The following is a 6,346-nucleotide window of genomic DNA, read 5'->3' as shown; positions in this document are numbered from 1 at the left end:
ACGGCGAACGCATCGCCGTCGCGCCACAGGCGGTCGTCCAGACGGTCTCGGCCCAGGCGCAGGCCGCGGTCGCGGCGGTTCCGGGCGGCACGCTCAAGCAATATGTGGCGCCGCGCGCCGACGATCTTGCGGCCATCTTCCGTGTCGATGCCGACGGCGTCGCAACCACGGTCGTGGTCGATCCCTATACGGCCGGGGTCATCACCACGTTTCCGCGCCGCAGCGGCTGGTATGATTTTGCCGACAATGTTCACGGCAGCCTGCTGCTTGGCGATACCGGTGATCTGATGATCGAGATCGCCGCCTCGCTGGGCATGGTGCTGATTGCCACCGGCCTTTACATGTGGTGGCCGAGAGGCATCGGCTGGCGCGCGGCGCTGGTTCCGTCCTTTGCCCGCGGCGGCCGGGCGCTGTGGAAGTCGCTGCATGGCGTAGTCGGCCTGTGGCTGTCGCTGTTCCTTGTGTTCTTCCTGATCTCGGGCCTCGCCTGGGCCGGTGTCTGGGGCGCGAAGATCGTCCAGGCCTGGAGCACATTTCCGGCCGAGAAGTGGGACAATATCCCCCTGTCGGACACGACCCACGCCAGCATGAACCACGGTCCGAAAGAGGTGCCCTGGGCGCTGGAGCAAACGCAAATGCCCGCCTCCGGCGGCCAGGCCGGAACGGCGGTCATGGCGGCAGGAACGGCGATAACCATCGATTCCATGGACAGGCTTGCCCGGCAGATCGGATTTGACGGCCGCTATCAGATGAACCTGCCGAGCGGAGACACCGGCGTCTACACCTTCAGCCGCGATTCCATGAGCACGGACAGCACCGACCCGATGTCCGACCGCACGGTTCACGTCGACCGCTTCAGCGGCAAGGTGCTGGCCGATGTCCGCTTTGAGGATTATTCCCTTGCCGGCAAGGCGATGGCCGTCGGCATTGCGCTGCACATGGGCACGCTCGGGCTCTGGAGCGTCCTGGCAAACACCCTGGTCTGTCTCTGCGTGATCTTCCTGGGCGTGAGCGGTCTCGTCATGTGGTGGAAGCGCCGTCCGGCTGGGGCGATGCGCCTCGCCGCACCGTCAATGCCGAGGGACATGCCGCTGTGGCAGGGCGCCGTCCTGGTCGGCCTGGCGGTCTCGCTGGCCTTTCCCATGGCAGGCATCACCATCGTGACCGTCCTGGCGCTGGACCAGCTGGTCCTGTCGCGCATTCCGTTCCTCAAGCAGGTTTTTTCATAAGAAGAACACTGCCGCGCCTGAACCGGGCGCGGCAGGTCTGGTCAAGACCCAGGCGCCGGCAGGCCAACAAAACCATTGACCTGTTACGGAAAACCGAACTGACGATCTGGCTCTCGAACGGTCATGCGGGACTTGATCGGTTCCGCACCCTGCCGCAGTTACGCCGCGCAAAGCACGGCCAACCCGCCGGTCAGCCGCCCGTCTGCTGCTCCACAGCCGGCTTTTCGATTCCCCGGTAAAAACTGTCCGTCTCGGAAAGAACAATGTCTCTCACCGTCTTTGTCAGTTTCTGCGCCTCATCGATGCGTTCGGCCTGCTGCTGCGGCCCCTTCAGAGCGGTCTGATTGATTTTGGCTTCGACAATGGCGGCCTCGATCTGAAACTGCGCCACACGGTGGCTCTCCCATGCCTTTTGCCAGCCGAAGAATGTCGGCAGCGCGACGGCGACCGCGCTCAACACCGCAAGCCCGGTGATCAGGCGCTGCTTTTTGAAGCCGAGGAAATCCGGCGCCTTGTCGTTCAGCGACGCCGAAAGATAGGTGATCGCCACGGTCGCCAATATGGCGACCACCCCGGCGGCGCGAAAGGCGATCATCTTCCAGAACGCATAAGTGTCGTACCAGTTCATCTTCCCGGTCGCGTATTGGATCGCCTGGCTCAGCGCATCGATCTCATTGCCCATAAAGCCCCCTCCGCCTTGTTGTACCGGCTGTTGTGTCATCCCGCACATGCGAAACTATCAGAAATTACCGGGCTCGTCGCGCGGGAAACACCGGCCCTATCTCGTCAGCCCCGTCAGTGAGGCTTGACCGCGACAAGCACGACGCCAAGCCGCGTTTCAAGGTCCTGCAGTTTCGTCAAATGCTCGTCGGGCAAGGCAGCGGTCCGGGCGTCCACGCCTTCAAGTGCCAAAACCGGACTGCCGATCTCCTTTTCCAGTTTCTGAATGGTCCTGAGCGTCTTCGGTTCAAGATGAGCGAGCGAATAGAGCATAGCATCCTCCAGGCGACAATGCGGCCAGTATAGCCGATTTTCCGCCGGTTAGGCGTTCTGATCGCCGGCGGCCTATTTCGACTGCATCTTGTTGACCATGCCCAGCACCATGCGGCGCGGCAGCAGCGGCACCAGCCAGTTCAGCATGAAGCTCAGCTGCGCCTCATTGATGCTGACAAGCCGGCCGCGCATCATCGCGTCATAACCGAACCGCGCGACGTCCCTGGCGCTGGCGCCCTTCTGTTTGACAAGGCCGGTTCCTTCCAGATTGGCGGCCTGGGCGAATTCCGTTCTCACATAACCGGGCGCAAGCACGGAGCAGGTCACGCCCTTGTCCTTCAGTTCCTGGTCCAGCGCTTGGCTGTAGGAATTCACGAAGGCCTTGGTGGCGAAGTAAACGGCTTGCAGCGGACCGGGCATGAAGCCCGCCGTTGAGCCGACATTGAGGATCTTTCCGCCGCCCCGCGCCGCCATGTCCTTGCCGAACTGGTGCGAAAGCGTCACGAGCGCTTTGACGTTCAGATCGATCATCGCCATCTCATCGGCAAGGTCGCGCTCGATATGCGCACCATGGCCGCCAAAACCCGCGTTGTTGATAAGGATATCCACCTGCTGCCCGGCGCCCGTCACGCTCTCGTAGAGCTTTTCAGCCGCACCGGCGGCGCCGAGATCGAGGGCATGGACGTGGGCCGTGATCTTGTGTGCCACTTCCAGCTCGGCCTTGAGTTCGCTGAGTGCCTCCTCGCGCCGTGCAACGACGATCACATCGCCGCCCCTGGAGGCATGGTAACGGGCAAATTCCTTGCCGATGCCGGACGAGGCTCCGGTGATGAGGGCTGTATTGGACATGGATTGGCTCTCCTCTTCTTGAATTCCTGGTCCGGGCGCCGTCAGCGGCCGGCAAACGATGTGCCCGTATTTGAATGTAGGAACAAAAAGGGTCGGCGCAAATCCCTGGCCGTCGTCAGTCGCCGACCGCGCGCCGTGCATGCCGGGCAACGCGGTTGACAATTGCTGTTGCCGTTACCGCATTGACGATGGCTCAAAGATGCGCCTTTGAACTGGACCGCACTGCGCTGGTCTCTTGGGCCGATCTCGGCGGGAAGATAACACAGGAGGAGCAGATATATTCAGAAGAGCTCTTCAAACGCGCAAGCCAATCGGAACAGAAGGTATCCGCCCTCAAATGCCTGGCCTGGCGATACCGTGCAAGCAACCAAGGTTGGCTACCACAATAGCCGGCCCGCCAAGCCGCCGTTTGCCGCACACCTCATATCCGGACACAAAATCCCCCGCGCTCGATCGGCGCGGGGGATTTCTATTCCTGTCAATCGACGAGGTCGAAGCGGTCCGCGTTCATGACCTTGGACCAGGCCGCGACAAAGTCTTTGACGAACTTTTCCCGGTTATCGTCCTGCGCGTAGACTTCCACATAGGACCGCAGGATGGAGTTCGATCCGAACACCAGGTCGACCCGCGTTGCCGTCCACTTCACGTCGCCGCTCTTGCGCTCGCGCACCTCATAGCTGTTCGTCCCGGTCGGGACCCAGCTATAGGCCATGTCCGTCAGGTTGACGAAGAAGTCGGTGGTCAGCGCGCCTTCGCGGTCGGTAAAGACACCGTGCTTGCCGCCGCCATGGTTTGTGCCGATGACGCGCATGCCGCCGATCAGAACCGTCATTTCCGCCGCCGTCAGTCCCATGAGCTGCGTCCGGTCGACCATCAGCTGTTCGGCCGGCGTGGCGTAATCGTCCTTCAGCCAGTTGCGATAGGCATCGTGGATCGGCTCAAGCACCGCGAAGGAGCTATCGTCGGTCTGCTCCTCGCTGGCATCGCCGCGCCCCGCATGGAACGGAACCGTCACATCAAAACCCGCTGCCTTCGCAGCCTGTTCGACGCCGAGATTGCCGCCAAGAACGATCACGTCGGCAATGCTTGCGCCCGTGTCGGCCGCAATGCCTTCATAGACGGCAAGCACCTTGGCGAGACGCTCCGGCTCGTTGCCCGCCCAGTCCTTCTGCGGAGCAAGGCGGATACGGGCGCCATTGGCGCCGCCGCGCATGTCCGAACCGCGGAAGGTCCGGGCGCTGTCCCAGGCGGTCGTGACCAGTTCGTTGACGCTCAGGCCGCTCGCTTCGATGCGCGACTTCACGTCATCGACATCGTAGCCCTTGTTGCCTGCTGGGATCGGGTCCTGCCAGATCAGATCCTCAGCCGGAACATCCGGACCGATATAGCGGGCTTTCGGGCCCATATCGCGGTGGGTGAGCTTGAACCAGGCACGCGCGACCATCTCGCTGAAATAGTCCTGATCCTTGTGATACCGTTCGGAGATTTCCCGGTAGATCGGATCCTTGATCATCGCCATATCCGCATCGGTCATGATCGGATTGTAGCGGATCGACGGGTCCTCCACGTCCACCGGCTTGTCTTCCTCCGCGATATTCACGGGCTCCCATTGCCAGGCGCCGGCCGGGCTCTTCTTCAGCTCCCAGTCATATTTGAAGAGAAGATGGAAATAGCCGTTGTCCCATTTGGTCGGATGCGTCGTCCAGGCGCCCTCGATGCCGCTGGACACCGTGTCGCGCCCGACGCCCGATTTGTTGGGATTGGTCCAGCCGAGCCCCTGTTCGAAAACATCCGCGCCCTCCGGATCGGCCCCGAGGACGGACGCATCGCCGTTGCCGTGAGCCTTGCCGACCGTGTGCCCGCCGGCCGTCAGCGCCACGGTTTCCTCGTCGTTCATCCCCATGCGGGCGAAGGTCTCGCGCACGTCGAGCGCCGTGCGCAGCGGATCGGGTTTGCCGTCGACACCCTCGGGGTTGACGTAAATCAGCCCCATGACCACGGCCGCAAGCGGGTTTTCAAGCGACTCGCGGTCGTCCGCCGACTCGTAACGCTGGTCCGCCAGCCATTCCTTTTCAGCACCCCAATAGACGTCCTTTTCCGGATGCCAGATGTCCTCGCGCCCGAAGCCGTAGCCGAACACCTTCAGCCCCATGGACTCATAAGCCATATTGCCGGCCAGGATGAGAAGATCAGCCCAGCTCAGCCGGTTGCCGTACTTCTTCTTGATCGGCCAAAGCAGCCGCCGGGGTTTGTCGAGATTGACGTTGTCCGGCCAGGAATTGAGCGGCGCAAAACGCTGATTTCCGGTATTGCCGCCGCCGCGGCCGTCTGCCGACCGGTAGGTGCCGGCCGCATGCCAGGCCATGCGGATCATCAGGCCGCCATAGTGACCCCAGTCGGCCGGCCACCATTCCTGACTGTCCGTCATCAGCGCCCGCAGATCGGCCTTGACCGCCTCGACATCGAGTTTCCTCACCTCGTCCCGGTAGTTGAAGCCGGTGCCCATCGGATCGGTCTTGGTGTCGTGCTGATGCAGAATGTCCAGATTCAGGGAGTTTGGCCACCATTCCGCATTGGCATCGCCCAAAACGGTGTTTCCGCCGTGCATGACCGGGCATTTGCCTCGTGTATCAACAGACATTTCATTCATATCAAACTCCTGGATTGCAAAATATGTCGTGGACGCGCGCGAGGCGCCTGCTGATCGAAACGGCCAACCCCGGAACGGGCGGCCCTCGGGCAAAGCACCTTCTCTGGAACTAATATAGTTATGAAATACAATAAAAAGAAATTGTATTTTCTAAAATATGAGATAAGAAAATCTTATGACTGGCATATCCATGAAACACCTCCGCTACTTCGACGCGCTTGCCAGGCACGGCCATTTCGGCCGCGCAGCCGAGGCCTGCGCGATCAGCCAGCCGGCGCTTTCGGTTCAGGTCAAGGAGCTTGAGGAAATTCTGTCCGTCATGCTCGTCGAAAGAGGCGGCCGGCAGATCCGCCTCACCAACACCGGCCGCAAGCTGGCCGACCACATCAGGAACATTCTGCAGTCCGTCGAAGACCTTGATGGAATCGCGCGGGCGTCCCGTACACCGCTCGGCGGACAGCTGCGCATAGGCATCATACCGACCGTTGCACCCTATACGCTCCCGACCTTCATCAAGGAACTGACGAGGCTCTATCCCGAACTGGAGATCATGCCGCGGGAGGCGGTCACTGAAAAACTGGTCATGGAACTGATGCATGGGCGTCTGGACGCCGCATTCCTGGCT

General features: G+C 61.6%; 6 protein-coding genes. 2 read left to right on the top strand and 4 right to left on the bottom strand.

From position 1 onward, the window contains the following. On the top strand, positions 1 to 1,229 hold a 1,229-nt coding region (locus tag AC5E6N_RS16335; protein ID WP_491748809.1), incomplete at its 5' end, for a PepSY-associated TM helix domain-containing protein. A gap of 190 nt (positions 1,230 to 1,419) precedes the next feature. Here AC5E6N_RS16335 and AC5E6N_RS16330 read toward each other — a convergent pair. The 4 genes from AC5E6N_RS16330 to katG form a co-directional block, all read right to left on the bottom strand. Continuing rightward, positions 1,420 to 1,911, bottom strand: a complete 492-nt coding sequence (locus tag AC5E6N_RS16330) for a hypothetical protein (protein WP_491748808.1) — start codon at positions 1,909 to 1,911, stop codon at positions 1,420 to 1,422. A 113-nt stretch (positions 1,912 to 2,024) separates the two neighbouring features. Further along, positions 2,025 to 2,222 carry a hypothetical protein gene (locus tag AC5E6N_RS16325; protein WP_491748807.1) on the bottom strand — a complete coding sequence of 66 codons (198 nt, stop codon included), beginning with the start codon at positions 2,220 to 2,222 and terminating at the stop codon, positions 2,025 to 2,027. Between the two features lie 72 nt (positions 2,223 to 2,294). Further along, a complete protein-coding gene (locus tag AC5E6N_RS16320; RefSeq protein WP_491748806.1) occupies positions 2,295 to 3,071 on the bottom strand; it encodes an SDR family NAD(P)-dependent oxidoreductase in 777 nt (258 codons plus the stop codon). Positions 3,072 to 3,549: 478 nt separating this feature from the next. Next, the gene (katG, locus tag AC5E6N_RS16315) at positions 3,550 to 5,712 is read right to left on the bottom strand and encodes a catalase/peroxidase HPI (RefSeq protein WP_491748810.1); all 2,163 of its coding nucleotides are present in this window, start codon (positions 5,710 to 5,712) and stop codon (positions 3,550 to 3,552) included. Between the two features lie 184 nt (positions 5,713 to 5,896). Here katG and AC5E6N_RS16310 point away from each other — a divergent pair. Next, positions 5,897 to 6,346 (top strand): LysR family transcriptional regulator (locus AC5E6N_RS16310; protein ID WP_491748805.1); only part of this gene is annotated, 450 nt, incomplete at its 3' end.

This window comes from Hoeflea sp., from assembly GCF_984452065.1.
Note: the sequence above shows the minus strand (reverse complement) of the source record. Positions and strands in the feature narration are given on the sequence as shown.

Bases quoted from the DNA above. Each gene is read 5' to 3' on its own strand.
- AC5E6N_RS16330 (WP_491748808.1), bottom strand. From the start codon at position 1,911: ATGGGCAATGAGATCGATGCGCTGAGCCAGGCGATCCAATACGCGACC.
- AC5E6N_RS16320 (WP_491748806.1), bottom strand. From the start codon at position 3,071: ATGTCCAATACAGCCCTCATCACCGGAGCCTCGTCCGGCATCGGCAAG.
- katG (WP_491748810.1), bottom strand. From the start codon at position 5,712: ATGTCTGTTGATACACGAGGCAAATGCCCGGTCATGCACGGCGGAAAC.
- AC5E6N_RS16325 (WP_491748807.1), bottom strand. From the start codon at position 2,222: ATGCTCTATTCGCTCGCTCATCTTGAACCGAAGACGCTCAGGACCATT.